Source organism: Rhizobium esperanzae (assembly GCF_002204185.1).
In the GTDB taxonomy this organism is placed as follows: Bacteria; Pseudomonadota; Alphaproteobacteria; order Rhizobiales; family Rhizobiaceae; genus Rhizobium; species Rhizobium esperanzae.
The window spans coordinates 122,921-149,332 of the sequence record NZ_MXPU01000011.1; the positions used below are offsets into that span (position 1 = coordinate 122,921).

Consider the following 26,412-nt stretch of genomic DNA (forward strand, 5'->3'; position numbering starts at 1 on the left):
TGGCAGTTGGAATAGGCGTATGCTTCACGTATTTGGGCCGATATGCTGTTCTGGATTCTCGTTGCCGTTTTGACGGCAGCCGTCGCCGTCATCCTGCTCTACCCCCTTCTGCGTGGTGCGAAGGCGGCGCAGAACAGCCGCGCCGGCGAGGCGGCAGTCTATCGCGACCAGTTGCGCGAACTCGACCGCGATCTTGCTGGCGGGCTGATCACGCCTGAGGAGGCTGATTACGCCAGAGCCGAAATCGGCCGACGACTGATCGCCGTCTCTGCCGGAGAGGCGGAGATGACGCAGAAACCCGCACGGCATCATCGCCTTGCCGAAGTCTTCGTCCTCTTGATCCTGCCGACGCTCGGGCTCTGTCTTTATCTGACGACAGGCAGGCCGGATCTGCCGTCGCAGCCGCTGGAAGCGCGGCTGGAAAATCCCGGTGACGACGTGGCGGTGCTGATCGCCAAGGCGGAACGGCATCTGGCTCAAAATCCCGACGACGGCAAGGGCTGGGACGTGCTGGCGCCGATCTATTTCCGCACGATGCGGGTGGCCGATGCTGAGGTGGCCTACCGCAACGCGATCCGGCTTCTTGGCCCGAGCCCGATCCGGCTCGACGGTCTTGCCGAGACGTTGATGGCGGTCTCCGACGGCGTCGTGACGGAGGAGGCCCGCCAGGCGCTGGAACAGTCGCTGACGCTGGAGCCCGATAATCCTCGTGCCCGCTTCTACATTGCGCTCAGCATGGAACAGGCGGGACGGGCCGACGAGGCCCGCCGGGCCTTCGAGGCGCTGGCGCAGCAATCGCCGGCCGATGCGCCCTGGCTGCCGCTGGTCAATGAACATATCGCCAAGAACGGCGGCGCGGTCGCCCCGCCGGCGACGCCCGGTGGACCGACGTCGGAAGATGTGGCGGCGGCTGAAAACATGAATGCCGGCGATCGTCAGCAGATGATCCGCGGCATGGTCGAAAGGCTCGATGCCAAGCTCAGCGAGGATCCCAACAATTTCGAGGGATGGATGCGGCTCGTCCGCTCTTACGCCGTATTGAACGATAAGAATCGCGCAGCCGACGCCCTGAAGCGCGGGCTTGCCGCCTTTCCGCCGTCCGGCGAGCAGGGTCGGCAATTGCTGGCGCTTGCCAGGGAACTTGGCATTGCCACGGAGGGAATGACGCAATGACGCGCAAGCAGAAGCGCCTTGCGGTGATTGCTGGCGGGATGAGTTTCATCCTTGCGGCGGTGTTGTTGGTGATGTTCGCCTTCAGCCAGTCGGTGGCCTATTTCTACATGCCGGCCGATCTGGCCAAGACGCCGGTGGCGCCGGAGACCCGCATCCGGCTCGGCGGCCTGGTCGGGGCCGGCAGCGTCGTGCGCGGCGCCGGTTCGACGGTGGAATTTACCGTTACCGACGGCAGCGCCAATGCGGTGAAGGTCAGATATACCGGCATCCTTCCCGATCTGTTCCGCGAAGGGCAGGGCGTCGTCACCGAAGGCATGTTTGCCGCCGGAACGAACGTCTTTACAGCCGACACGGTGCTCGCCAAGCATGACGAGACCTATATGCCGAAGGAGGTGGCCGACAAGCTGAAGCAGCAGGGGCTGTGGCAGGAAGGCCAAGGGCAGGGGCAGGGCCAGAGCCAACAAAATCCGGGGCAGGGGCAGGAGGCGAAAGCGACGCCATGATCATCGAGATCGGCCATTACGCTCTGGTGCTGGCGCTGGCGACGGCGCTGATCGTCTCGATCGTGCCTGTCATCGGCGCCCGCCGCCATGATCGGGCGATGATGGATGTGGCGAGCGTCGGTTCGCTTGTCATGTTTGCGCTCGTCGCCTTCTCCTTCGCCGTTTTGACCTATGCCCATGTCGTCTCCGACTTCTCGGTCGAGAACGTCTGGGAGAATTCGCATTCGCTGGTGCCGCTGATCTACAAATATTCCGGCGTCTGGGGCAATCACGAGGGCTCGATGATGCTCTGGCTGTTGATCTTGGCGCTGTTCAGCGCCCTGGTCGCGATCTTCGGCGCCAATCTGCCGGAGACGCTGAAGGCCAATGTGCTTGCCGTCCAGGCCTGGATCTCGCTCGCCTTCACCCTGTTCATTCTCTTGACCTCCAATCCCTTCCTGCGGCTCGATCCGGCCCCGGCCGAGGGACGCGACCTCAATCCGGTGCTGCAGGATATCGGGCTCGCCATCCACCCGCCGCTGCTCTATCTCGGTTATGTCGGCTTTTCCGTCTGCTTCTCCTTTGCCGTGGCGGCTCTCCTGGAAGGGCGCATCGACGCCGCCTGGGCCCGCTGGGTCAGGCCCTGGACGCTGGCCGCCTGGACCTGCCTGACGCTCGGCATCGCCATGGGCTCCTACTGGGCCTATTACGAGCTCGGCTGGGGCGGCTGGTGGTTCTGGGATCCGGTGGAGAACGCCTCCTTCATGCCGTGGCTGGCCGGCACCGCGCTGCTGCATTCGGCCCTCGTCATGGAAAAGCGCGAGGCGCTGAAGATCTGGACGGTGCTGCTCGCCATCCTGACCTTCTCGCTGTCGCTGATGGGCACCTTCCTGGTGCGCTCCGGCGTGCTGACCTCGGTGCATGCCTTTGCCAGCGATCCCACCCGCGGCGTCTTCATCCTGTCGATCCTCTTGATCTTCATCGGCGGGGCGCTGTCGCTGTTTGCCCTGCGGGCGCCGAAGCTTGCGGCCGGCGGGCTGTTTGCGCCGATCTCGCGCGAGGGGGCGCTGGTTCTCAACAATCTGATCCTGACGGTCGCCTGCGGCACGGTGCTGACCGGCACGCTCTATCCGCTGCTCTTGGAGACGCTGACCGGCGACAAGATCTCCGTCGGGCCGCCCTTCTTCAACCTGACCTTCGGCCTGCTGATGGCGCCGCTGCTCGTCATCGTGCCGTTCGGGCCGCTGCTGGCGTGGAAGCGCGGCGATCTGCTCGGCGCCCTGCAGCGGCTCTACCTTGTCGCGGCCCTCGCCTTCGCCGCCGCTCTGGTCTTCTTCTATCTCCAACATGGCGGGCCGGTGCTCTCCGTGCTCGGGCTGGCGGCCGGGCTGTTCCTGATCCTCGGCGCCGCAGCAGATCTCTGGTACCGCGCCGGCATCGGCAAGGTGGCGGGCTCTGTCGCCTGGCGCCGCCTGTCGGGCCTGCCGCGCTCGGCTTTCGGCACGGCGCTTGCCCATGCCGGGCTGGGCGTCAGTGTGCTCGGCATCGTCGCCGTCACCACCTTCCAGAGCGAACATGTCGTCGAGATGAAGCCGGGACAGACGGCCGAAGCCGGCGGCTACAGCCTTCAGTTCGACGGCATGCGGGCGGGCAGGGGGCCGAACTACACCGAGGAGCGCGGCCACTTCACCATCCGCCGCGCCGGTGTCGCGGTTGCCGACACCTGGTCGGCCAAGCGGCTCTATACCGCCCGGCAGATGCCGACGACGGAGGCTGGCATCCTGACCTTCGGCCTCAGCCAGCTCTATGTCTCGCTCGGCGACGCCACCAAGGACGGCGGCATCGTCGTGCGCATCTGGTGGAAGCCGTTCATTCTCTGCATCTGGGGCGGCGCGCTGATCATGGCCGCCGGCGGCTGTGTCTCGCTCTCCGACCGGCGCCTGCGCGTCGGCGCCCCGCGGAGAAAGGCTAAGGCAAAACCGACGACGCCTGCGATGGAGCCTGCGGAATGATGCGGCGTCTGCTCCTGGTTCTGGCTCTGATGCTTTCGGCCGTCCCGGCCTTCGCCGTCAATCCCGACGAGGTGCTGGCCGATCCGGCGCTGGAGGCCCGCGCGCGCGCGCTTTCGGCCGAACTGCGCTGCATGGTTTGTCAGAACCAATCGATTGATGATTCCAATGCCGAACTCGCGAAGGACCTGCGCCTGCTGGTGCGCGAGCGCATCAGCAATGGCGACAGCGATGAGGCGGTGCTCAACTATATCGTCTCACGCTACGGCGAGTTCGTGCTTCTGAAGCCGCGATTCAGCATGAGAACGGTGTTACTCTGGGGCGCGCCCGTGCTGCTGGTCCTTGCCGGCGGCGTGTCGCTGCTCGTCTTTGCGCGCAAGAGGACCGGCAGGCCGACCGGAAGCAAGCTCACTCCGGAAGAGCAGGCGAAGCTCAGCGAGCTTCTGGAAAAGTAGCCGCATGCCGCGACCTAAACATTCGAAACATTACAAACTTTTCATAGACCGGACAGTTCGCAGTAAGGTGCGCCATCCTATATCTTAAGTCATCGACTGATCCGGCGCTGCCGGTCTGAAGATCCAAGAACAAGAGAAGGTGCTCCAATGCTGAACAATTTCAACGGACGTCCGTCCCTCGCCACTGTGCTCAAGGCTTCTACCGTCGCCGGTATCGCAGCCGCTGTGCTCGCGACCGGCGTTCCGCTCGAAATTACCCGGTCTTATGCCGAAGCCGTCAAGGTTCAGGCCCCCGCCGTCCCGAGCTTCGCGAATGTCGTCGATGCCGTTTCGCCCGCCGTTGTTTCCGTTCGCGTCGAAAACCGCGTCAATCCCGTTGCCGACAACAATGACGGCTTCTCCTTCGATTTCAATGGCCGCGGCTTCGACGATCTGCCCGACGATCACCCGCTGAAGCGCTTCTTCAAGCAGTTCGGTCAGGATCCGAACGACCAGCAGGGCCACCAGCGGCGCTTCGGCCAGAATGGCCCCGGTGGCCCGGGCGGCCCGAATGGTCCCGGCAAGGGCCGTCTGCGTCCGGTCGCTCAGGGTTCCGGCTTCTTCATCTCCGAGGACGGCTACATCGTCACCAACAACCACGTGGTTTCGGATGGCCAGGCCTTCGTCGCCGTGATGAATGACGGCACCGAACTCGATGCCAAGTTGATCGGCAAGGATCCGCGCACCGATCTCGCCGTCCTCAAAGTCGACGGCAAGGGCAAGAAGTTCACCTATGTCAACTGGGCCGACGACAACAATGTCCGTGTCGGCGACTGGGTCGTCGCCGTCGGCAATCCCTTCGGTCTCGGCGGCACCGTCACCGCCGGCATCATCTCGGCCCGCGGCCGCGATATCGGTTCCGGTCCCTATGATGATTACCTCCAGGTGGACGCGGCCGTGAACCGCGGCAACTCCGGCGGTCCGACCTTCAACCTCAACGGCGAAGTCGTCGGTATTAATACCGCGATCTTCTCGCCCTCGGGCGGCAGCGTCGGTATCGCCTTCGCCATTCCGGCCTCAACCGCCAAGGATGTCGTCGCCGACCTGATGAAGGACGGCCAGGTATCCCGTGGCTGGCTGGGCGTCCAGATCCAGCCGGTGACCAAGGATATCGCCGAATCGATCGGCCTTTCCGAGCCGAGCGGTGCCCTCGTTGTCGCCCCGCAGCCCGGATCGCCGGGTGACAAGGCCGGCATGAAGGCCGGTGACGTCGTCACCGCGCTGAATGGCGAGACCATTAAGGATGCGCGTGACCTCAGCCGCCGCATCGGTGCGATGCAGCCGGGCAGCAAGGCCGAGCTTTCGGTCTGGCGCGCCGGCAAGGCCCAGTCGCTCACGGTCGAACTCGGCACGCTGCCGGCCGATCAGAAGGATGCCAATGCCGATGACAACAGCAATCAGCCGCAGCAGCCTGAAGCGCCGGCTTCCGAAAAGGCGCTCGCCGATCTCGGCCTGACGGTCGGCCCTTCCGATGACGGCAAGGGCCTGGCGATCACCGGTATCGACCCTGACTCCGACGCCGCCGACAAGGGCATCAAGGAAGGCGAGAAGATCACCTCGGTCAACAACCAGGAGGTCTCCACCGCTGCCGATGTCGTCAAGGTGCTGAATCAGGCCAAGAAGGACGGCCGCACCCGCGCGCTGTTCCAGATCCAGTCCAGCGAAGGAAGCCGTTTCGTCGCGCTTCCGATCAACGGCCAGGGCTGATCCGCAAAGAAAATCGGAGCCGTGCGGACCAAGGTCCGCGCGGCTCGTTTCTTCTGACCTTTCAAGGATGATCGCGATGAGCGCCGCCCCGCAGCAAGATGCTTTAAGCCTTGCCGAAACGCAGCCGGTGGGTAATGTCGGCCGCATGAAGATTCTCATCATCGAAGATGATCTCGAAGCCGCGGCCTATCTCACGAAAGCCTTTCGCGAGGCGGGCATCGTCGCCGATCACGCCAGCGACGGCGAGGCCGGCCTGTTCATGGGGTCGGAGAACGCCTATGACGTCATCGTCATCGACCGCATGCTGCCGCGCCGGGACGGACTTTCCGTCATCAGCGAGTTGCGCCGTAAGGGCATCCACACGCCGGTCCTCATCCTCTCCGCCCTCGGCCAGGTCGATGACCGCGTGACCGGCCTTCGTGCCGGCGGCGACGATTACCTGCCGAAGCCTTATGCCTTCAGCGAATTGCTGGCGCGTGTCGAGGTGCTCGGCCGCCGCAAGGGCACGCCGGAGCAGGATGTCGTCTATCGTGTCGGTGATCTCGAACTTGACCGACTCTCCCACGAGGTCCGCCGCGGCGGCAAGGAAATCCCGCTGCAGCCGCGTGAATTCCGCCTGCTCGAATATCTCATGAAGAACGCCGGGCAGGTGGTCACCCGCACCATGCTGCTCGAAAACGTCTGGGACTATCATTTCGACCCGCAGACCAACGTCATCGACGTCCATGTCTCGCGCCTGCGCTCGAAGATCGAGAAGGACTTCAGCCAGCCGCTCCTGAAAACCATCCGGGGCGCGGGGTACATGATCAAGGACGAGGGATGAGCCGCTTCAGGGTTCTCTTCAAGTCCACCGCAGTCCGCCTTTCGGCACTCTACATTCTGCTATTCGCCATCTGCGCCGCGACGCTCGTCTTCTATGTGACGGCGATGTCGGAACGGCTGCTGACAGGCCAGATCCGCGACGCCGTCCGGCAGGAAGTGGAGCAGGTGCAGCGCGCCTATGACACCGGCGGCATGAACCTTCTGCTGCGCACGATGGAGCGGCGTGCCCGCCAGCCGGGCGCCAATCTCTACATCATCGCCGGTCCCTCGGGGGATATTCTCGCCGGCAATGTCGCTTCGGTGCAGCCTGGTGTCTTCGAGGAGGTCGGCTGGACCTCGGCTCCCTTCGCCTATCAGCGTTATACAGACGGTGGTGGCGTCGAGCGCCGGCACAAGGCGATCGCCAACATTTTCGTGCTCGACAACGGCTTGAGAATTCTGGTCGGCCGAGACCTCGGCGACCCCGAGCGTTTCCGCCTTCTGGTGCGCCAGGCGCTGATGGTGGCTTTGGCGATCATGGGGCTCGGCGCGATCATCATCTGGTTCGGCATCGGCCGCAACGCGCTGAAACGCATCGACCGCATGTCGGATGCGAGCAAGAAGATCATGGCGGGCGATCTGTCGCAGCGCCTGCCGGTCGGCGGGTCCGGCGATGAATTCGATCGGCTATCTATGTCGCTGAACACCATGCTGGAACGCATAGAGAAGCTCAATGAAGGCCTGCGGCAGGTCTCCGATAACATCGCCCACGATCTCAAGACTCCGCTGACGCGGCTGCGCAATAAGGCCGCCGACGCTCTCGATATGGCCGATGGCGAAACGCGACGAACGGCGCTCGAGGGCATCATTTCCGAATCGGATCAGCTGATCCGCACCTTCAACGCCCTGTTGATGATCTCCCGCGTCGAGGCCGGATCGGTCGCGGCGGAGATGTCGCCGGTCGAGCTTTCGGCCATCGTTTCCGACAGCGCCGAGCTTTACGAACCGGCGGCTGAAGAAGCGGGTCTCGGTCTCAGTGCCAGCGTCGAGCCGGGCATCGAGGTGCAGGGCAATCGCGAGCTGATCGGCCAGGCTATCTTCAACCTGCTCGACAATGCGATCAAATATTCCTCCGATACGGAAGGGGCGGGCGAAGTGTCGCTCAAGCTTGCCCGCCATCCGGACGGCATCTGCCTGTCGGTGGCGGACCATGGCCGCGGCATTCCGGCCGACAGGCGCGACGATGTGGTGAAGCGCTTCGTTCGCCTCGATGAAAGCCGTTCGAAGCCGGGCACCGGGCTTGGACTCTCGCTGGTCGAAGCAGTGATGGAGCTGCATAACGGCCGACTGGAGCTCTCCGACACCAATCCCGACAAAGCCGAACAGCGCGGACTGACCGTCAGCATGATCTTCCCGGCCAAGGCTGCCTGAAGGTCTTGTCCGAGTTGCGATAGGCTGAATCGCGTATTGGCGGTTTTCCGCCTAGACCCTAAGTTAATTCGGAACGGAGGCGGCGAGCGCGATTCCAGGTAATCGTCACTTCTTTTGCAGAGCCAGGGAGAGCGCATGCTGACGAAATCGACGCATGGCCTGAAGGATGTCGCAGAAGGGCTGCTGCGTCCGCTGAGCCAGACGGAGTTGAAGCTGGCGCTGGCCGATCTTCAAGAGGCCGGCAAAAGCGAGCCGTCGGTCGCGGCGATGCTGAAGACGGGAGGGCGGCTGCGCGATTTCATCGCCGCCGTGCTGTCGCTGTCGCCCTACCTGCGCGAAATCGTCAGTCTTGATCCCGCCATCCTCGCTGGCGCCATCAATGAACCGCTGGAGCCGCAGATCGAGGCGCTGATCGCCGAGGCGCGCGGCTGCTGGCGGCCGGACGGCGAGGGAGCCGCACCAGCGGAATCTGTGGTGATGAGCAGGCTGCGCATCATCAAGCGCAAGGCTGCTTTCCTCGTTGCCGTTGCCGATCTCTCGCGCATCTTCGACGGACGTGCGACGACGGCCTGGCTCAGCCGGCTTGCCGAAGCGTCGGTTGCGGCCGCGATCGACCATCTGCTGCTTTCGGCGCATGAGGGTGGGAAGCTCAGGCTGCGCGATCCGGCGCAGCCAAGCGAGGGCTCGGGCCTGATCGTGCTCGGCATGGGCAAGCTCGGCGCGTCCGAACTCAACTATTCCTCCGATATCGATCTCGTTGTCTTCTTCGACGAGGAGGCCGGCATCGTGCCCGACCCGGATGACGCGATCGAGATTTTCCCCAGGCTGATGCGCCGGCTGGTGCGCATCCTGCAGGAGCGCACGGCGGACGGTTACGTCTTCCGCACCGATCTCAGATTGCGTCCCGATCCCGGCTCGACGCCGCTGGCGATCCCGGTTGACGCGGCGATGATCTATTATGAGGGCAGGGGCCAGAACTGGGAGCGGGCGGCTTTCATCAAGGCGCGCGCCGTGGCCGGAGACCTTGCGGCCGGTGGCGAGTTCCTGCGCGGGCTCGGCCCTTTCGTCTTCCGCAAATATCTCGATTACGCGGCAATCGCCGATATCCACTCGATCAAGCGGCAGATCCACGCGCACAAGGGCCATGGTGCGATCGCCGTCAAAGGCCATAATGTCAAGCTCGGCCGCGGCGGCATCCGCGAGATCGAATTCTTCGTCCAGACGCAGCAGCTGATCGCCGGCGGCCGCATGCCGGCGCTGCGCGGCCGGGCGACGGAGGAGACGCTCGGCGAACTCACCAAGGCGAAATGGATCGATACGCAGACGCGGGACGAACTGACGGAGGCCTATTGGTTCCTGCGTGATGTCGAACATCGCATCCAGATGGTGCGCGACGAGCAGACTCACCTTCTGCCGGAGACCGATGCCGACCTGAAGCGCATTGCCTTCATGATGGGCTTTTCCGACACGCCGAGCTTTTCCGAAAGGCTGGTCGGCGTACTGAAGACGGTGGAGCGGCGGTATGCCCGCCTTTTCGAACAGGAGACCAGGCTTTCCACTGAAACCGGCAACCTCGTCTTCACCGGCCAGGGCGACGACCCGGACACGCTGGAGACGCTGAAGAAGCTTGGCTTCACCAGGCCATCCGACATTTCCCGCATCATCCGCACCTGGCACTATGGCCGCTATCGCGCCACGCAATCGGTAGAGGCGCGCGAAAGGCTGACGGAGCTGACGCCCGAGTTGCTGCGTGTCTTCGGCGAAAGCAAGCGCGCCGATGAGGCGCTGCTGCGCTTCGACAGCTTCATCTCCGGCCTTCCCGCCGGCATCCAGCTCTTCTCGCTGCTCGGCAGCAATCCGGCGCTCCTGTCGCTGATCGTCAACATCATGTCCTCCGCACCCCGGCTTGCCGAGGTGATCGCCGCCAGGCCGCATGTCTTCGACGGCATGCTCGACCCCGGCCTGATGGCCGAGCTGCCGACGCGCGACTATCTCGGCGAGCGCCTGAAGGGCTCGCTTGCTCAGGCGCGCCATTATGAGGAAGTGCTCGACCGGCTGCGCATCTTTGCCGCCGAGCAGCGCTTCCTGATCGGCATCCGCCTGCTCACCGGCGCAATCAATGGCGCAATGGCCGCCCGCGCCTTCACCCATCTCGCCGATCTCATCATCGCAGCCGCACTCGGTGCCGTGACGAGCGAGATGCGGGCCGCACACGGCGATTATCCCGGTGGTCGCATCGCCATCTCAGGCATGGGCAAGCTCGGCAGCTTCGAGCTGACGGCAGGTTCCGACATCGATCTGATCCTGCTCTATGATTATGACGACGCAGCTTCCGAATCCGACGGGCCGAAGCCGCTCGATGCGACGCGTTATTTCACCCGTATCACCCAGCGACTGATCGCCGCCTTATCTGCGCCGACCGCCGAGGGCGTGCTTTATGAGGTCGACATGCGGCTGCGCCCTTCAGGCAATAAGGGCCCCGTCGCCACACGCATCAATGCCTTCGGCAAGTACCAGCGCGAGGAGGCCTGGACCTGGGAGCACATGGCGCTCAGCCGCGCCCGGTTGATTTCGGGCGATGAAAGCCTGATCGCCGAGGCGGAGCATATTATCCGCGAGGTTCTGACTTCAGATCGCGACATCGCCAAGGTAGCGCATGACGTTGCCGAGATGCGCGAACTGATCGACAAGGAAAAGCCGCCATCCAGTCTATGGGACTTGAAGCAGATCCCCGGCGGCGTCATCGATCTCGAATTCATTGCCCAATATCTGGCGTTGATCGCGCCAACGAGGGACGTCGGCATTGCCGTGAACGGCAAGAGCACCGGCGAGGCTCTCAAGCTGCTCGGCGACCGACTGATGCCGGCGGCCGACCTCGACACCTGCCTCGAAGCCTTTGCGCTCTACACCAGTCTTTCGCAGCTGATCCGGCTCTGCATCGAGAGCGAGTTCGACCCGAACGATGCGCCGGCCGGCCTCATCGAGCTCGTCTGCCGTGCCGGCGACTGCCCTGACATCAGGACCCTGGAAGGAGAGGTGAAGCGGCTATCGAAGGCGGTGAGGAAAATATTCGTCAATACCGTGAAAGCTTAGACATCATCCGGAATGCGCAGCGAGATTACCGTGCCCACCGCCTCGCGGGAGCGGATCTTCATGCGGCCGCCATGCAGCGAGGTCAGCGAGCGCGAGATGGCAAGTCCGAGGCCGGAGCCGCCCTTGCTTTTGGCGTACTGGCTCTGCACCTGTTCGAACGGCTGGCCGATTTTCGAGAGCGCCGAGCGGGGAATGCCGATGCCGGTGTCGGCGATGGTGACGAAGACGGCGCCGTCGACGCGGCGCGTGCGCACCGCGATGCGGCCGCCATTGTCGGTGAATTTCACCGCATTGGAGAGCAGGTTGAGCAGCACCTGTTTCATCGCCCGGCGGTCGGCCGTCAGCGTCAGGCCCGACGAGATGCGCTGTTCGATGACGATGTTCTTTTCGGCGGCCGGAATGGCGGTGAAACGCAGGCTTTCCTCGATCAGCGGCACGAGGTCGATGCGCTCGCGGTGCAACTTCAGGTGGCCGGCCTCGATCTTCGACATGTCTAGAATGTCACTGATGACGTTGAGCAGATGTTTGCCGCTGTCATGGATATCGCGGGCATATTCGTCGTATTTCAGCGAGCCGAGCGGCCCGAACATCTGGTTCTGCAGGATCTCGGAGAAACCGAGGATGGCATTGAGCGGGGTGCGCAGCTCATGCGACATGTTGGCGAGGAATTCCGACTTCGCCTTGTTGGCGGCCTCGGCGCGCTCCTTCTCTGCCTGATAGTTGGCGTTCGCCGTCGAAAGCTCGGCCTTCTGCAGCTCCAGCGTCTGGCGCGAGGCGGAGAGGTCGCCGATCGTCGCCATCAGCCGGCGTTCGGATTCGCGCAGCCGCTCCTGATGACGTTTCATCAGCGTGATATCGGTGCCGACCGAAACGCGGCCGCCGTCGCGTGTGCGCCGCTCGTTGATCTGCAGCCAGCGCTCGTCGGCAAGCTGCACCTCCGTCGTGCGCCCCGAGCCGTCGGCATCGGCGACCCGCCGCTCGATGACCGGGCGGGCGGCAGCGGCATTGACGATCGAGCGTTCGGTGCCGGGCACCAGCACGCTATCCGGCAGGCCGTAGGCTTCCTGGAAATGCGTGTTGCACATGACGAGCCGGTCGTTCTTGTCCCAGAGTACAAAGGCTTCGGAGGTGCATTCGATGGCGTCGGCGAGCCGCTGGTCGGCTTCGGCATAGCGCTGAGCGAGCCGGTGCTGTTCGGTGACGTCCATGGCGATGCCGATCAGGTGCATGCGGCCGGAATTGCTGCGGATCACCTGGGCGCGGGCGCGCATCCACACATAGTGGCCGCCGGCATGGCGCATGCGGAAGATCTGGTCGACCTGGCCGGAATGGCCGTTGGCGATGGCGCGCGCGATTTCGTAGAGACCGCCGTCATCCGGATGCATCAGCCGCGCGGCCTCGCCGAACCCCAGTGTCTTGTCCGAACCCGGCAGGCCGAGCATGTCGTACATCGAGCGCGACCAGAAGAATTCGCGGTTCTCGAAATCGAAATCCCAAAGGCCGCAACGGCCGCGCGACAGCGCCGTCTCGACGCGCAGGTTCGATTCCAGGAAGATATCGTCGGCGTCGCGGGCGCGTTTCACCTGGGTGTAATAGGCGTAGAGGATGACGAGCAGGATCGAGGATATGCCTGCAAACAGAGTGACGTTGAGCGCCAGCTCCTCGCGCCAGACCTGACTGATCTCCTCAAGCGAGGTGGCGGCGACGATATAGCCGCCGGCATTGCCCATCAAGGTGATCTCGGCATAGTGCGGCACGCCGCCGATCGTGGTTTCGATCACCCCGGCACGATCGCCGAAACGCCGGATCGCCGAGACCTCCGGGAAGAAATCGCCGACATTGCTGCCGACATGCGAAAGCCCGGCGGTCGTTGCGGCGAAAACCTTGCCGCTGGCCTGCACCAGCAGCACGAAAGCGCCACTGTCCAGCCGGTCCTGCGGCAGGTATTTGGCGAGGCGGGTCTGCGCCTGGCCGATATCGCCGTTGTCGAAGATCTGGGACGCATCGGCAAACACCGCCGAGGCAGTCGCCGCCGAGAGCGCTGTGGCATGGCGGGCGGAAGCCTCCAGCCGGGCATATTCATTCATCATGCCGAAGAAATGCGAGGCGGCGACGACGGAGAGGAAGGCAACGATCAGCGCCGGAATGGTGCGCTTCAAGATGAGTTCCGCCTTCGGCAGATGACGAAGGAGCGGTTCCGATGCCGGATGACCGGAAAGGCTGTTTCGCCAAGCTTTCAGCCCGCCAAAATCGACACGCAGCCGTCCTCCGGCCACGGTTGCCCGTCGCACGTCCATCATCTCTTCGCCTTGTCCCTCGTGTGATTCGCGCGCCGCTCGCTCGAACCTGACCTAGAGAATCACGGGTGATTCGCCTTGTCCAGAGGCAAAGGTAAAAATCCGTTAACTATTTAAATTTCTGTATTTTTTGCGCTATTCGAATCAGCGGTCCGGCCGGCCGTCACGTCCTGCGCGGCGGCCGGTTCGGCAAATCACCCTTTAAGCGTGCGCTCGACGATATCGAGGACGTCGGTGGAAAGGTTGGGCGCCTGTTCGATCCTGCTCAATGCGGCGCGGGCGTGATCGGCGCGCGTCGGCTCCAGCGAGCGCCAGGAGCGCATCGAGGTCAGAATGCGGGCGGCAAGCTGCGGGTTGCGCTCGTCGATTTCGAGAATTTCGCCCGCGAGGAAACGATAGCCTTCGCCGTCGGCACGGCCGAAACCGGTCGGATTGGCAAAGGCGAAGGTGCCAACCAACGCCCGCATTCTGTTCGGATTGGTCCGCTTGAAAAGCGAATTCTCCATGAGGGCGCGCACCCGCTCCAGGGTCTTGGCGCCTGGAATGCCGGCCTGGATCGAGAACCATTTGTCGATGACGAGCGCGTTTTCTGCGAAGCGGTCGCGGAAAGCGGCCAGCGCCTCACCCGTCTCTGCACTCTCGGGGAAATGGTGGACGAGAAGCGTCAGCGCATGGCTGAGATCGGTCATATTGTTGGCCGCGTCGAAGGCGGCCTTGGCGCGAACCGGTGTCTGCTCGGCATAGGAGAGGTAGGTGAGGGCGCTATTGCGCAACGCGCGCAAGCCGGCGCTTTTGGCATCCGGGCTGAAATCGCCTGAGGTCGTCATCGATGCGTAGAGGCCGGCAAAGATACTCTTTCCGGCATCGGCGATTTGTTTCAGAATCGCCTGCCGGCCAGCATGGATGGCGTCGGGATCGTTATTGCCGCCGAGTTCGCGGGCAATATCGGATTCGCTCGGCAGAGCCAGCGCCTGGGCGCGAAAGGCAGGCTCGAGGCTCTCGTCGGCGGCAGCCGCCACCAGGGTCTCGACGAAGGTCGCCTCGCAGGCAACCGGCTTGCCCTCACGCGCGTCACGGGCGGCTTTGAGAAGGTTCGGCAGCGCCAGATCGGTCAGCGCCTGCCAGCGGGCGAAATGATCCGTCTCATGACGGGCGAGATGGGCGAGATCGGCCGGGCTCTGATCGAAATGCAGGTTGATCGGCGCCGAGAAGCTGCGGTTGATCGAGACAACCGGCCTCGAGCCGATGCCGTGGAATACCGCCGTCTGTGCGCGGCTGGTCAGGTGCAGCACCTCGCCGGAATATTCCGCGCCGCTGACCGCGCTCGGCTCGATCTTGCCGCCGTTTTCGCCGAAGAGCGCGAGGCTGAGCGGAATATGCATCGGTTCCTTGCTCGATTGGCCTGGAGTAGCAGGGATCATCTGTTCGAGCGACAGGGTGAAGGTGCCGGCTGCCGCATCATAGGCGCCTGATGCGGTGACGAGCGGCGTGCCGGCCTGATGGTACCAGAGCGAGAATTGCGTGAGGTCGCGCCCGCTCGCATCCTCAAAGCATTTGACGAAATCCTCGATCGTCACCGCCTGGCCGTCATGGCGGTCGAAATAGAGATCCATGCCCTTCTTGAAGCCATCTCTGCCGAGCAGCGTCGCGATCATCCGCGTGACTTCGCTGCCCTTCTCGTAGACGGTCCGCGTGTAGAAATTGTTGATCTCGCGGTATGTCGTCGGCCGCACCGGGTGGGCGAGCGGGCCGCCATCCTCCGGAAACTGCTCGGATTTCAGGTGGCGCACATCGGCGATGCGCTTGACCGGGCGCGAGCGCTGGTCGGAGGAAAATTCCTGGTCGCGATAGACCGTCAGGCCTTCCTTGAGGCACAGCTGGAACCAGTCGCGGCAGGTGATGCGGTTGCCGGTCCAATTGTGGAAATATTCATGGGCGATGACCGCTTCGATATTGGCGTAGTCGGCATCGGTCGCGGTCTCGGGATCGGCAAGGACATATCTGTCGTTGAAGACGTTGAGGCCCTTGTTTTCCATCGCCCCCATGTTGAAGTCGGAGACGGCGACGATCATGAAGATGTCGAGATCATATTCGCGCCCGAACCGCTCTTCGTCCCACTTCATTGAGCGCTTCAGCGCATCCATCGCATAGGCTGCGCGGGGCTCCTTGCCGTGTTCGACATAGATCTTCAGCACCACTTCCCGGCCGGACATGGTGGTGAAGGTGTCTTCGACGACGCCGAGATCGCCGGCGACGAGGGCGAAGAGATAGCTTGGCTTCGGATGCGGGTCGAACCAGGCGGCGAAATGCTTGCCGGGGCCATAGCCGGCGCCGCCGAGGAAGTTGCCGTTCGACAGCAGCAGCGGGTTGGCGTCCTTGTCGGCGATGATATTGACCGTGAACGGCGCAAGCACGTCGGGCCGGTCGGGGAAATAGGTGATGCGGCGGAAGCCTTCCGCCTCGCACTGGGTGCAGTAGATGCCGCCGGTGCGGTAAAGGCCCATCAGTTGGGTATTGGCTTCAGGATTGATGATCGTGGTGATCGTCAGCTCGAAGGGAGCGCTCTCCGGCAGGTCGCGCACCGTCAGGCTTTCCGGCGTTGCGTCATAACGTGAAGGGTCAAGCTCAACCTGGTCGAACAGCAGCCCCGCCAGCGTCAGCTCGTCGCCGTCGAGCACGATCGGCGCCGCAATGTCGGCGCCCGGACGGCGATGAAAGATGAGCCGCGCTTCGACCTTCGTCTCCGTCGGATCAAGTTCGAATGTCAGGTCCACGCGTTCCAGCACGAAGTCGGTGGGACGGTAATCTGCCAGATGAATGACCTGGCCGGTATCTGTTCGCATGGTGTTTCCTGAAGACCGTTATGTGACAACCGCGGAATACAGAGGCGGGCGCGCTCTGCCTAGTTGCCGGGCATGATTACATTAAAATCTGAACTAAAGTTAAAGCAAATCGTCGGGGAACGCGATTGAGCGCTGCCTTGCTCGCCCTCGGTTACGCGACGCTGTACAGGCGAGGCGTCGTAAGCAGCGGCACGCCGCCTGTGCGGCTGCGGAGGAAAGCGGTTTCGCGATTATCCCGCCTTGTGGCGGTTTTTTCGCCCATCTCGATTTTCTTTCGCTACGATGACAGACGTCACTCGCCGCGTCCCCGAGTCGGGCGCGTCTCCCCGTTCCTGTTAAGTCAGCATCAGAGCCAGGATCATGCACTCGGTTCTCAGAAACCCGATGAGAGGCATTGCGCTGAAAGTCTCGTCGGTCGTGGTCTTCCTGGCCATGCAGACCTTCATCAAGCTGGCCGGCCCGGATATCCCGCCGGGCCAGGTCACCTTCTGCAGGTCCTTCTTCGCGCTATTCCCGATCATGGCCTACCTCGCTTATATCGGCCAGCTCAGCGCAGCCTTCCGCACCGCCAACCCGGTCGGGCACCTGAAGCGCGGCACGATCGGCATCCTGTCGATGGCCTTCGGCTTTTACGGACTGCTGCATCTGCCGCTGCCGGAGGCGATCGCGCTCGGCTACGCCTTGCCGCTCGTCGCCGTTATCTTCGCCGCGGTTTTTCTTGGCGAGACCGTGCGCATCTATCGCTGGAGCGCCGTTCTGGTCGGCATCGTCGGCGTCGCTATCGTCTCCTGGCCGAAACTGACGCTGTTGCGTGACGGCGGCATGGAAGCAGAACAGGCCCTCGGCGCGCTTTGCGTGCTGCTCTCGGCCGTTCTCGGCGGCATGGCGATGATCCAGGTGCGGCGTCTTGTCGAGGAGGAGAAGACGGCGACGATCGTGCTGTATTTCTCGCTCACCGCATCGGTCTTCTCGCTGGCTTCCATTCCTTTCGGCTGGCTCGTCCTGCCATGGCCGTCGGCGCTTTATCTGGTCGCTGCCGGCTTTTGCGGTGGCGTCGCCCAGATTCTGCTGACGGAAAGCTACCGCCATGCCGATGTCTCCACCATCGCGCCGTTCGAATATACCTCGATCCTGCTCGGCGGTATCGTCGGCTACTTCGTGTTCGGCGACGTGCCGACCGTCACCATGCTGATCGGTACCGCCATCATCGTTGCCGCCGGTATCTTCATCATCTATCGCGAGCATCAGCTGGGCATCGAACAGCGCGAAGCGCGCAAGGCGACGACGCCGCAAGCCTGACGCTCTGACCGGCATTAACGCGAAGATTGCCTCCGTGCGAGGCTTGCTTTCGATGAGCGAAAAGAATGGCGAATTCTTGGGATGGCGTCGACCCGCGGAATATGATTGTTGAACATGAGAAACTATCATTTATTCAACGCTATGCATGTCTGATAGGCCGCTTTGCGGCTTCGATATTACTGCTCCGAACGCTGGCCTGCGAGCGGAGGTGGAGAAAAGCATAATGGCATTCACGGCGGAGCAATTGGCGGGGAACTACTCCTTTCTGATGAGCATCCGCTTTCTGGCTGGGCAGACGCGCGGCATGTTCGACGCCGGTCCGCGTTTGGCGCGACTGCTCGCCTCACATCAGCGCTGGCTCCTGACTCAGACCGCCTATGCCCTCCACCTGGAATTTGATCCGCGCGACCCGACGTCGGGATTCACCGCCGTTCGGCTGACCGGTCGCATCACCGCACACAAGGTGGCGAGCCGTAACACCGTGCTCGCCTTCATCGAAGAACTCTATACCTACCGTTTCATCACCCACACGCCTGGCGACGAGCGGCGCCGGCCGCGACATTTCGAACCGGCCAATGTCAGCCACCAGGCGATGTTCGGCTGGATCTACGCCAATCTGGCCGCCCTCGACCTGCTCGACGGCGGCGAAAGGGCGACCTTTTTCCAGGCAAATCCAGCATTGATGAAGCTCGTTCAGCCGCGCATTGCCCGCCATTGCCTGGAAGATGCCGCCTGGCGGGAGCCGCCGGAGCAGGTGGCACAGTTTCTCTGGACGGAAGCCGGCGGCCTCGTCGTCGACAACTTCATCAGCCGGATGGATATCGAGAACACCGAGTCCGACAGGTTTGTCGTCGGCCGCGTCGAAACTCGCGCGCTCGCCGCCGATTTCATGATGTCGCGCACGCACCTGCAGCGGCTCTTGGCAAAGGCGGCGCAGCGCGGCTGCGTCGGCTGGCATGACGAGCCGCGCAAGACGCGGCTCTGGATATCGCGGGATTTTGTCGAAGAATATTGCGCCTGGCAGGCCGTCAAGTTCGCCTATGTCGACGAAGCCTTCGAATGGGCGAAAACCCGGATCGAAGGATTGGCGGTCTGATCAGAGAACGATCGCCGCTGCACTCGCGCCGAAATCGGAGACGCCATCGACAGGCCTTACCCGCTCGCGCTCGTACTCTCGTGCGGCGCAGACCGCGGCGCGGATATGCTCGAAGGTTTCAATGTGGCGAAGAATGGATAGCAGGATTGTCGACATGTTGGCTTACTCTGATACGGAGTGCACGCTTCGTTAGATCGAAGCCGTCGCGCGCCCCCCGAAAAGACGCACGGGGCTGTGGTGCCCGCCACTCAATATTGCTGGAAGTCGGAAAAAATAGCGTTCGGACGCGCTGTGCGGCCGTTGATACCGGTGCCGCGGGCAACCATCTGTTCGTTTGCGGCAAAGCCGAAACAGCTATAGCCGTGGGTGGAACGAATCTGGTCGCCAGCGAGGCGAAGGGTTTCAAACCCGCAATGGATAGGACGAAATCGCTTGTTCATGGCCTTGGTTCCTGTAATTCCTCCCAAGACACGCCCTTATATTGCAGTGCAACATCGATTCTGCAATGCATCGTGACGCGATGCAGCTATGCGGAAAACGCATGGACCGCTTCATGAATTATTTATTTTCGACTAATTTCTAAGCAAAGAGAGCGAGTCGAGCTTGGCTTGGAAGACCAGCAGGTCGTTCCAGGCCAACCGTTTGTTGACAGGTGCGGTCAACAGATCCTGAGGATGCAGGCTGGCAATGGCGGGGATGACGCGCTCGGCGACGGCAATTTCTCTCCAGCGGCCGCGCAGGCCATGGATCGTATCGTTTTCTCCGAAGAAGAACCGCGCCGCGAAATTGCCGAGCAGCAGGATTGCCTGCGGCTCCGCGAGCGCAATCTGCCGCTCGATAAAGGGTCGGCAGATATCCATTTCGGCCGCCGACGCCGCGCGGTTGCCGGGCGGCCGCCAGGGAATGACTTGCGTCAGCAGGACGCTGGAACGGCTAAGCCCGATCGCCGCCAGCATCTTGTCGAACAGCTGGCCGGATTTCCCCGAGAACGGCGTGCCCTCACGATCGTCTTCGGCGCTCGGCGCCGAGCCGATCACCATGATGCCGCTGTCGGCATCGCCGCTGGCAAAAATGGTCGAGCGGGCGCTGTGCTTGAGATTGCAGCCGTTGAAGGCTTCGATCGCGGTCTTGAGCTCACTGAGCGACCGCGCGGCTTCGGCGACGAAACGCGCCTGCTGCACGGCCTCGCCGTCCGGGATCGCCGGTTGCGGCCCGGTGGCCGGCGCCGGACGCGCCGCTGCACTCGGACGAGGCGTTGTCTGGCGCTGCCCTGGGAGAGGCCGTTCCTCAGCAACGGGCCGTTCCTGCTGCGCTTGGGCCGCCGGACGGCGCGCGGCCTTCATCGACTCGAATTCGGCGAAGCGGTCGACCGCCTCTTCTTCCAGCAGCCATTCCACGCCGGCATCCGCATGGAAATGCAGAAGCGCTGCAAGCTCGGCGGGGGAAAGGTCGTTGACGGAGATCATGCGGCAAATCTAGCGAAGAGATCGTGGCATTGAAAGGGCGGGGGGCACATGGGCCGCGCTTGTCGGCTTTATTGCACAGTCCATTGCGCGATGTCGTCGCGTTCGCCGATCAGCGCCAGACCATGGGCGATCGACAGCAGCTCTCCGCCGCTTTCGATCCGATCAAGCTCGAAGCGCTCGGTGAAGATGCGCCGCACCGCCGGCACGAAGGAGGTGCCGCCGGTCAGGAACACCTTGTCGATGTCAGCAGGCTTCGTCTCGGTCTTGTCGAGCACCTCGTCGAGCGCGCCTTCGATGCGGGCGAGATCCTCGGCGATCCAGCCTTCGAAGTCGCGGCGCTTGATGCTGCGCTGTCCGCCGCGGCCAAGCGGCGCGAAGTCGAAAGGCGCCTCGTCGGCAGCCGAGAGCGCCATCTTCGTCGCCGACACCGCCTGGTAGAGCGGATAGCCTTCGTCATGGTCGATGAGGTCGATGAAGATTTCGAGCTTTTCCGGCTCCAGGCTGGTGCGCACCAGTTTCTTCAAATCCTCGAATTCCCGCGTGGTCTTGAAGATCGACAGCTGGTTCCAGCGACCGAAGCTGGAATAGTAGTTGGACGGCACTTCGAGAATCTTGTCGAAGCTCTTGAAATGGCTTCCCTTGCCGATTAGCGGAGCGACGATGTTGTCGATCATCCGATAGTCGAAATGATCGCCGGCGACGCCGACGCCGGAATGGCCGATCGGCGTTGCCGTCAGCCTGCCGGCGACGGTTTCGAAGCGGATCAGCGAATAGTCGGTCGTGCCGCCACCGAAATCGGCGACCAGCACCGTCGCATCCTGCTTCAGATTCTGCGCGAAATAGAAGGCGGCGGCGACGGGCTCGTAAACATAGTGGATTTCGGGAAAGCCGAAGCGCGACAGCGCCTCGTTGTAACGTTCGGTCGCCAGATCAGGATCGGGGCTGGCGCCGGCGAAATGCACCGGACGGCCGGTGACGATGCGGCTGACATCCGAGGGCCAGCTGTCGCCGGCATAGTTGCGCAGGCGCCGCACGAAGATCTCCATCAGGTCCTCGAAATTGTGCCGCTTGGCGAAGATCAGCGTGCCCTGGAACAGCGCACTTGCCGCAAAGGTCTTGATCGACTGCAGGAACCGGCATTCGCCGGGATTGTCGATGAACTGCCGGATCGCCGCATGGCCCGCCTCCACCTTCAGCGCCGAGGCGCCGAGCTGGGAGTCCTTCATGAAGGACAGTGCCGTCCGCATGCTGTCGGCCGTGCCGGCCGCGCTTGTGAACGTCATCGAGCCCGTTGCCCCGCCATCCGCCATGGCGAGAACCGTATTCGTCGTGCCGAAGTCGAAACCCAGCGCCTGAGCCATGCCCGCACCTCTTCATGCCGATTGTTGCTGGAGACGGAGCAGCGCTCCGCAAGGGCGTCAGGACGCCCGGATCGAGGAGGGCGGTTGATGCCATAGCGGCGTGACACATTCAAGTGGATTGAAGATCGAGGCGCGCTGCCATGTCCGCTTCGTCGCCGCTCGGGCAAGAAGCGGACCGGCAAGGCCCGGTATCGTCAGAACGCCTTACTCGGCGGCCAGCGCCCTTGTCTCCTGCAACACCGGCTCCTCGACCTTCTTCTGGCCCATCAGCCGGCCGAGGAAGCCTCCGAACCGGTCCATCTCGACGAAGATGACCGGAGTGATGAACAGCGTCAGCAGCTGCGACACGACGAGGCCGCCGACGACGGCGATACCGAGCGGCTGACGCAACTCGGAGCTGGCGCCGGTGCCGAGCGCGATCGGCAGGGCGCCGAGCAGGGCGCAGAACGTCGTCATCATGATCGGCCGGAAGCGCCGCACGCATGCCTCGTGGATCGCTGCCGTCGCCTTTTCGCCGGTCGTGCGCATCGTCTCCACCGCCACGTCGATCATCATGATCGCGTTCTTCTTGACGATGCCGATCAGCATCAGCAGGCTGATAAGGGCGATGATCGACAGATCGAAGCCCATGATCTTCAACGCCAGCAGCGCGCCGAAGGCCGCCGCGGGCAGGCCGGACAGAATGGTGAGCGGATGGATGAAGCTCTCATAGAGGACGCCGAGCACGACATAGATGGTCAGAATGGCCGCCAGGATCAGATAGGGCGTATTGCCTTGCGACTGCTGGAAGATCTCGGCCGTGCCGCCATAGGAGGTGAAGACATCGGCCGGCAGGCCGATCTCCTTCTTGATCTGGTCGATCGCTGCCGTCGCGTCGCTGAGCGAAACGCCTTCGGGCAGGTTGAAGGAAACGGTGGTCGAGACGAGCTGGCCCGTCTGATTGATCGTCACGGGGCCGGTGGTGCGCTGGACGTGCGCGAAGTTCGAAAGCGGCACCAGACTGCCATTGGACGAGGCGACGCGAATCTCCGACAGCTTCTGGTCGTCCCAGGGCTTGCTCGTGTCGTATTCGACGATGACGTCGTAGCTGTCGCCGGTAGACTGGATCTCCGCCGCTGCATATCCGCTGAAGGATTCCTGCAGTGTCGTGCGCAGCGTATCGTTGTCGATCCCATAGGCGGCAGCCCGCTCGGTATCGATGACGATATTGGCTTGCAGGGCGTTGTTCTGGGCATCCGATGTCACATCGGTGAACAGCCCGCGGTCACCACGCATCGCCGCCTGGATCTTGCCGGCCCAGAGGTTGGTCTGGTCGGCGCTCAGCGCCTGGATGACCAGCTGATACTGGCTGGCGGTCTGGCGGCCGCCGAAGCGCAGGCTCTGGTTCGGCGTCACGAAGGCCTGCAATCCGGGAATCTTGTTGATTGCAGTGCGCAGCTCACGCAATGTCTGATCAAGCGGCGGGCGCTCCTTCTTGTCCTTGAGTTCGACGAACATCGAGCCATTGTTCTGCGGTTTGTTCGGGTTGCCGCCGATCGTCGACATCACGTGGTTGACCGCCGGGTTCGCCTTGACGGCGGCTGCCGCCTGCTGCTGGAGCGCCTCCATGGCGGAATAGGAAATGTCCTGCCGGGCCTGCGTGCTGATCGACAGGCGGCCGATATCCTCCTGCGGGAAGAAGCTCGTCGGCAGCGTCATGAAGAAATAGAAGGTCAGTGCGACGGAGCCGAGGAAGATGCCGAGGATCGTCAGACGATGGCGAAGGCACCAGCCAACTGCCCTGTCGTAGCCGTTGAGCGTCCGCTCGAAGCCTGCATCGAAGAGGCGAATGAGGAGCGGCGGCCGGCTGTGATTGTTGGAAAGACGCGAGCCGAGCATCGGCGTAACCGTCAGCGAGACGATCGCTGACGATATGATGGCGATGGCAACGACCATGCCGAATTCGTTGAACACGCGGCCGACGACGCCGCCCATCAAGAGGATCGGGATGAAGACCGCGATCAGCGAAACCGACATGGAAATGATGGTGTAGCTGACTTCGCCCGCTCCCTTGATCGCCGCTTCACGCACCGGCATGCCTTCTTCGACGTGACGGAGGATGTTTTCGAGCATGACGATCGCATCGTCCACCACCAGGCCCACCGCGAGCGTCAGCCCCAACAGCGAGATATTGTCGATGCTGTAGCCGAGCACATACATCATCCCGAACGTCGAGATCAGCGACAGCGGAACGGCAAGCCCCGGAATGATCGTCGCGGTCGCATGGCCGGTGAAGAGATAGATGACGAGAACAACGAGGCCGATCGTCAGGAACAGTGTGAACTTCACATCGGCGATGGCGGCGCGAATGGGTTTTGCGGCATCGTTCATGACCACGGTCGTCACCGAAGACGGAATTTCGGCGTGCAGCTGCGGCAGCTTGGCGTTGATCGCATCGACGACATCGACCGTGTTGGCGTCCGGCTGACGCTGGATGGCGAGGATGATGCCGCGCTGGCCGTCATACCAGCTGCCGGTATACTGGTTCTCGACCCCATCCTGCACATCGGCGACATCACCCAGATGGATCGGCGCTCCATTCGGATTGGCGATGACGAGCGAGCGGAATTGGTCGGCATTGGTGCGCTGCGTGTTGGCGGTGATCGTCATGCTCTGCGAATTGTTCTGCAGCGTCCCCACGGGCTGCTGACTGTTGGCGGCAGCAAGCGCCTTGTTGACGGTATCGATGCCGATGCCGCGGGTGAGCAGTTTGTTGGGGTCGACTTCGACGCGCACGGCGTAGGTCTGCGCACCATAGACGCTGACCTGGGCAACGCCGGGCAGCGTCGAAAGCGATGGCGAGATAATGTCCTCGGCGATCTCGTCGAGCTTGCTGCGCGGCATGGTATTGCTCTGCACGGAGAGCAGCATGACCGGCGCATCGGCCGGGTTGGTCTTGCGATAGCTCGGTGGTGTCGTCAGGTTGTCGGGCAGCTGCCGGGTCGCGTGCGAGATCGCCGCCTGCACGTCGGCTGCGGCCGCGTCGATATCGCGGTTGAGATCGAACTGCAGCACGATGCTGGTGCTGCCGAGCGAGCTCGAGGCGCTGATTTCGCTGATCCCGGGGATGGTCTCGAACTGCTTGATCAGCGGCGTGGCAACCGAGGTCGCCATGGTCTGCGGCGAGGCGCCGCTCAGCTGCGCTGAAACGTTGATCGTCGGAAAATCGACCTGCGGCAGGGCTGCAACCGGCACGAGCCGGTAGCCGGCAAGACCGGCCAGAATGACGCCGATGGCAAGCAGCGTCGTCGCGACGGGGCGCTGGATACAGAAATTCGGGATCATTGCTGAGCTCCCACCGCGATCGTCTCGGACTGCTGCGGTTGCCGAGGCTCTTCGGCAGAGGCGACATCAAGGGTCTTGTCGTCGAACTGCTCGTTGATCGCCTGCTGGTCGCTGAGCTGGCCCTGGCCTTCGATGACGACATGGTCGCCCGGCTGAAGACCCGATTCGATGGCGGTGAAGCCGCCATTGGCGCGGGCGACGGTGACCGGCGTCAGATGCGATTTGCCGTCCTTTGCGACGAACGCGAAGAACCCGTCGGGGCCGGGGCTGACGGCGACTGTCGGCACCACCACCTGCTGTTCGTTGTTGTTGAAGTGCACGACGATGTTGACCGATTGGCCGGGCCAGAGCGCACCGGAGGCATTCTCGAACTTTGCCTTGGCCAGGATCGTGCCTGAGGCGGTATCGACCGTGTTGTCGTAGAAGCTGATTTCGCCCTTGCGGACCTGCCCCTTGGTGGAAGCGGGAACTGTGCTGACCTCGACCGGACCGACTGCCAGCGCCTTCTTCAGGACGCGCAGATAACGTTCCTGCAGGTGAAATTTCACATAGATCGGATCGTATTTCGCGATGGTGACGATTGCCGAGCCGGCATTGAGGAAGGCGCCCTTGCTGACGGCAATATCGCCGAGCCGGCCGTCGAAGGGCGCCCGGATGTCTGTATTCTCGAGGATGACTTGATCCGAGGCGAGGGTGGCCTTGTCAGCCTCGACCGTGGCCGCGGCGGTGTCGCGGGCAGCTCTTGCCTGGTCGAGGCTCTGCTGGGTGCCGGCCTTCTGGTCGAACAGGTCCTGCGCGCGAACCAGGGCCGTCTCCGCTTCCGAAAGCGTTGCCGTATCCCGGACGATCATCGCATTGTCCTTGTCGACCGCCGCCTTTGCCGTCCGGTCGTCCAGCTTGGCGATAAGGTCGCCGGCTTTGACGGTGGCTCCATCCTGCGCATTGATGCTGACGATCAGGCCCTGTTCCTGTGCGGCCATGGTCGTATTGTCGTCGGCATCGGCCCAGCCGGACGCGGTGACATCAGTCGGCAGCGTCGTTTTCACCGCAGCGACGGTTTTGACGACGGTCGGACCGCCGCCGTGTCTGCGCCCGCCGCCCTGGCGTTGCCCGCCATTCTCGGCCGGGTCGGTGGTCGGCGCCTGATCGGCCTGCGTCTGATCGCCCTGTGGCTGCCTGCCGCCGCCATTGCCGCCGGCCGGCTGCTTGATGAGCTGCGAGAGGTAGGGAATGTGCGCGGCATAAGGGACCAGATTCCCGAATTGCCAAACGCCGACCGCGGCGATTGCGACAAAGCTGACGGTGATCCAAAATTTCTTCATGGGCTAGACCGGGGTTTGAGCAAGGGTGCAAATTTATGCTTTGATTGAGCCGCTTATATTGCGGCGCAAAAAAGACATAATTCCGGTGTCGCGATCACTAAGTGGTTATAACGGCTTAAATTTTTGTAATGAATATTCCGTAATATTCAAATTATACTAATATAGTGCGGGTGCCACTTGGTGGAGGTTTCGGCGGCTGCACGCCGACGGTTTC

General features: G+C 62.9%; 18 protein-coding genes. 10 read left to right on the forward strand and 8 right to left on the reverse strand.

What is annotated here, in order from left to right; all coding sequences use genetic code 11:
• Window positions 1–42 precede the first annotated feature (42 nt).
• The 8 genes from ccmI (at window position 43) to B5E41_RS17760 (ending at window position 11,190) form a co-directional block, all read left to right on the forward strand.
• A complete protein-coding gene (gene ccmI, locus B5E41_RS17725) occupies window positions 43–1,173 on the forward strand; it encodes a c-type cytochrome biogenesis protein CcmI (protein ID WP_088395433.1) in 1,131 nt (376 codons plus the stop codon).
• On the forward strand, window positions 1,170–1,676 hold the full coding sequence (ccmE, locus tag B5E41_RS17730; RefSeq protein WP_088395434.1) for a cytochrome c maturation protein CcmE: 507 nt from the start codon (window positions 1,170–1,172) through the stop codon (window positions 1,674–1,676). Before ccmI ends, ccmE begins: the two co-directional genes overlap by 4 nt.
• Window positions 1,673–3,667 (forward strand): heme lyase CcmF/NrfE family subunit, encoded by a 1,995-nt coding sequence (locus B5E41_RS17735; RefSeq protein ID WP_088395435.1) that lies wholly within the window; start codon window positions 1,673–1,675, stop codon window positions 3,665–3,667. The genes ccmE and B5E41_RS17735 overlap by 4 nt, the downstream gene beginning before the upstream one ends.
• Window positions 3,664–4,119: a cytochrome c-type biogenesis protein gene (locus B5E41_RS17740; protein WP_088395436.1), complete on the forward strand. Its 456-nt coding sequence runs from the start codon at window positions 3,664–3,666 to the stop codon at window positions 4,117–4,119. The genes B5E41_RS17735 and B5E41_RS17740 overlap by 4 nt, the downstream gene beginning before the upstream one ends.
• 147 nt (window positions 4,120–4,266) lie before the next feature.
• Window positions 4,267–5,865 (forward strand): Do family serine endopeptidase, encoded by a 1,599-nt coding sequence (locus tag B5E41_RS17745; RefSeq protein WP_088395437.1) that lies wholly within the window; start codon window positions 4,267–4,269, stop codon window positions 5,863–5,865.
• A 76-nt stretch (window positions 5,866–5,941) separates the two neighbouring features.
• Window positions 5,942–6,688 carry a response regulator transcription factor gene (locus tag B5E41_RS17750; protein ID WP_088395438.1) on the forward strand — a complete coding sequence of 249 codons (747 nt, stop codon included), beginning with the start codon at window positions 5,942–5,944 and terminating at the stop codon, window positions 6,686–6,688.
• A complete protein-coding gene (locus B5E41_RS17755; protein ID WP_088395439.1) occupies window positions 6,685–8,097 on the forward strand; it encodes a sensor histidine kinase in 1,413 nt (470 codons plus the stop codon). The genes B5E41_RS17750 and B5E41_RS17755 overlap by 4 nt, the downstream gene beginning before the upstream one ends.
• 135 nt (window positions 8,098–8,232) lie before the next feature.
• Window positions 8,233–11,190 (forward strand): bifunctional [glutamine synthetase] adenylyltransferase/[glutamine synthetase]-adenylyl-L-tyrosine phosphorylase, encoded by a 2,958-nt coding sequence (locus B5E41_RS17760; protein WP_088395440.1) that lies wholly within the window; start codon window positions 8,233–8,235, stop codon window positions 11,188–11,190.
• On the opposite strand, the gene B5E41_RS17765 is transcribed toward B5E41_RS17760, so the two are convergent.
• Both B5E41_RS17765 and pepN read right to left on the reverse strand, forming a co-directional pair.
• A complete protein-coding gene (locus B5E41_RS17765) occupies window positions 11,187–13,490 on the reverse strand; it encodes a PAS domain-containing sensor histidine kinase (RefSeq protein ID WP_088395441.1) in 2,304 nt (767 codons plus the stop codon). The genes B5E41_RS17760 and B5E41_RS17765 overlap by 4 nt on opposite strands.
• 191 nt (window positions 13,491–13,681) lie before the next feature.
• Window positions 13,682–16,330 carry an aminopeptidase N gene (pepN, locus tag B5E41_RS17770; protein ID WP_088395442.1) on the reverse strand — a complete coding sequence of 883 codons (2,649 nt, stop codon included), beginning with the start codon at window positions 16,328–16,330 and terminating at the stop codon, window positions 13,682–13,684.
• A gap of 360 nt (window positions 16,331–16,690) precedes the next feature.
• On the opposite strand from pepN, the gene B5E41_RS17775 reads away from it, so the two are divergent.
• A complete protein-coding gene (locus B5E41_RS17775; RefSeq protein WP_088395443.1) occupies window positions 16,691–17,629 on the forward strand; it encodes a DMT family transporter in 939 nt (312 codons plus the stop codon).
• Between the two features lie 223 nt (window positions 17,630–17,852).
• Window positions 17,853–18,725 (forward strand): hypothetical protein, encoded by an 873-nt coding sequence (locus tag B5E41_RS17780; protein ID WP_245303106.1) that lies wholly within the window; start codon window positions 17,853–17,855, stop codon window positions 18,723–18,725.
• Here the strand turns inward: B5E41_RS17780 and B5E41_RS31770 are convergent, their stop codons facing one another.
• From B5E41_RS31770 to B5E41_RS17805, 6 genes are all read right to left on the reverse strand, one after another.
• On the reverse strand, window positions 18,726–18,881 hold the full coding sequence (locus B5E41_RS31770; protein WP_176439430.1) for a hypothetical protein: 156 nt from the start codon (window positions 18,879–18,881) through the stop codon (window positions 18,726–18,728).
• A 92-nt stretch (window positions 18,882–18,973) separates the two neighbouring features.
• On the reverse strand, window positions 18,974–19,165 hold the full coding sequence (locus tag B5E41_RS17785; RefSeq protein WP_088395444.1) for a hypothetical protein: 192 nt from the start codon (window positions 19,163–19,165) through the stop codon (window positions 18,974–18,976).
• A 132-nt stretch (window positions 19,166–19,297) separates the two neighbouring features.
• Window positions 19,298–20,191, reverse strand: coding sequence for a uracil-DNA glycosylase (locus B5E41_RS17790; protein ID WP_088395445.1), 894 nt, complete (start codon window positions 20,189–20,191; stop codon window positions 19,298–19,300).
• Window positions 20,192–20,259: 68 nt separating this feature from the next.
• On the reverse strand, window positions 20,260–21,552 hold the full coding sequence (locus B5E41_RS17795; protein WP_088395446.1) for an Hsp70 family protein: 1,293 nt from the start codon (window positions 21,550–21,552) through the stop codon (window positions 20,260–20,262).
• Between the two features lie 204 nt (window positions 21,553–21,756).
• Entirely contained in the window at window positions 21,757–24,876 is a 3,120-nt protein-coding gene (locus B5E41_RS17800; RefSeq protein WP_088395447.1) for an efflux RND transporter permease subunit, read from the reverse strand.
• The gene (locus tag B5E41_RS17805; RefSeq protein ID WP_088395448.1) at window positions 24,873–26,198 is read right to left on the reverse strand and encodes an efflux RND transporter periplasmic adaptor subunit; all 1,326 of its coding nucleotides are present in this window, start codon (window positions 26,196–26,198) and stop codon (window positions 24,873–24,875) included. The genes B5E41_RS17800 and B5E41_RS17805 overlap by 4 nt, the downstream gene beginning before the upstream one ends.
• Between the last annotated feature and the right edge of the window lie 214 nt (window positions 26,199–26,412).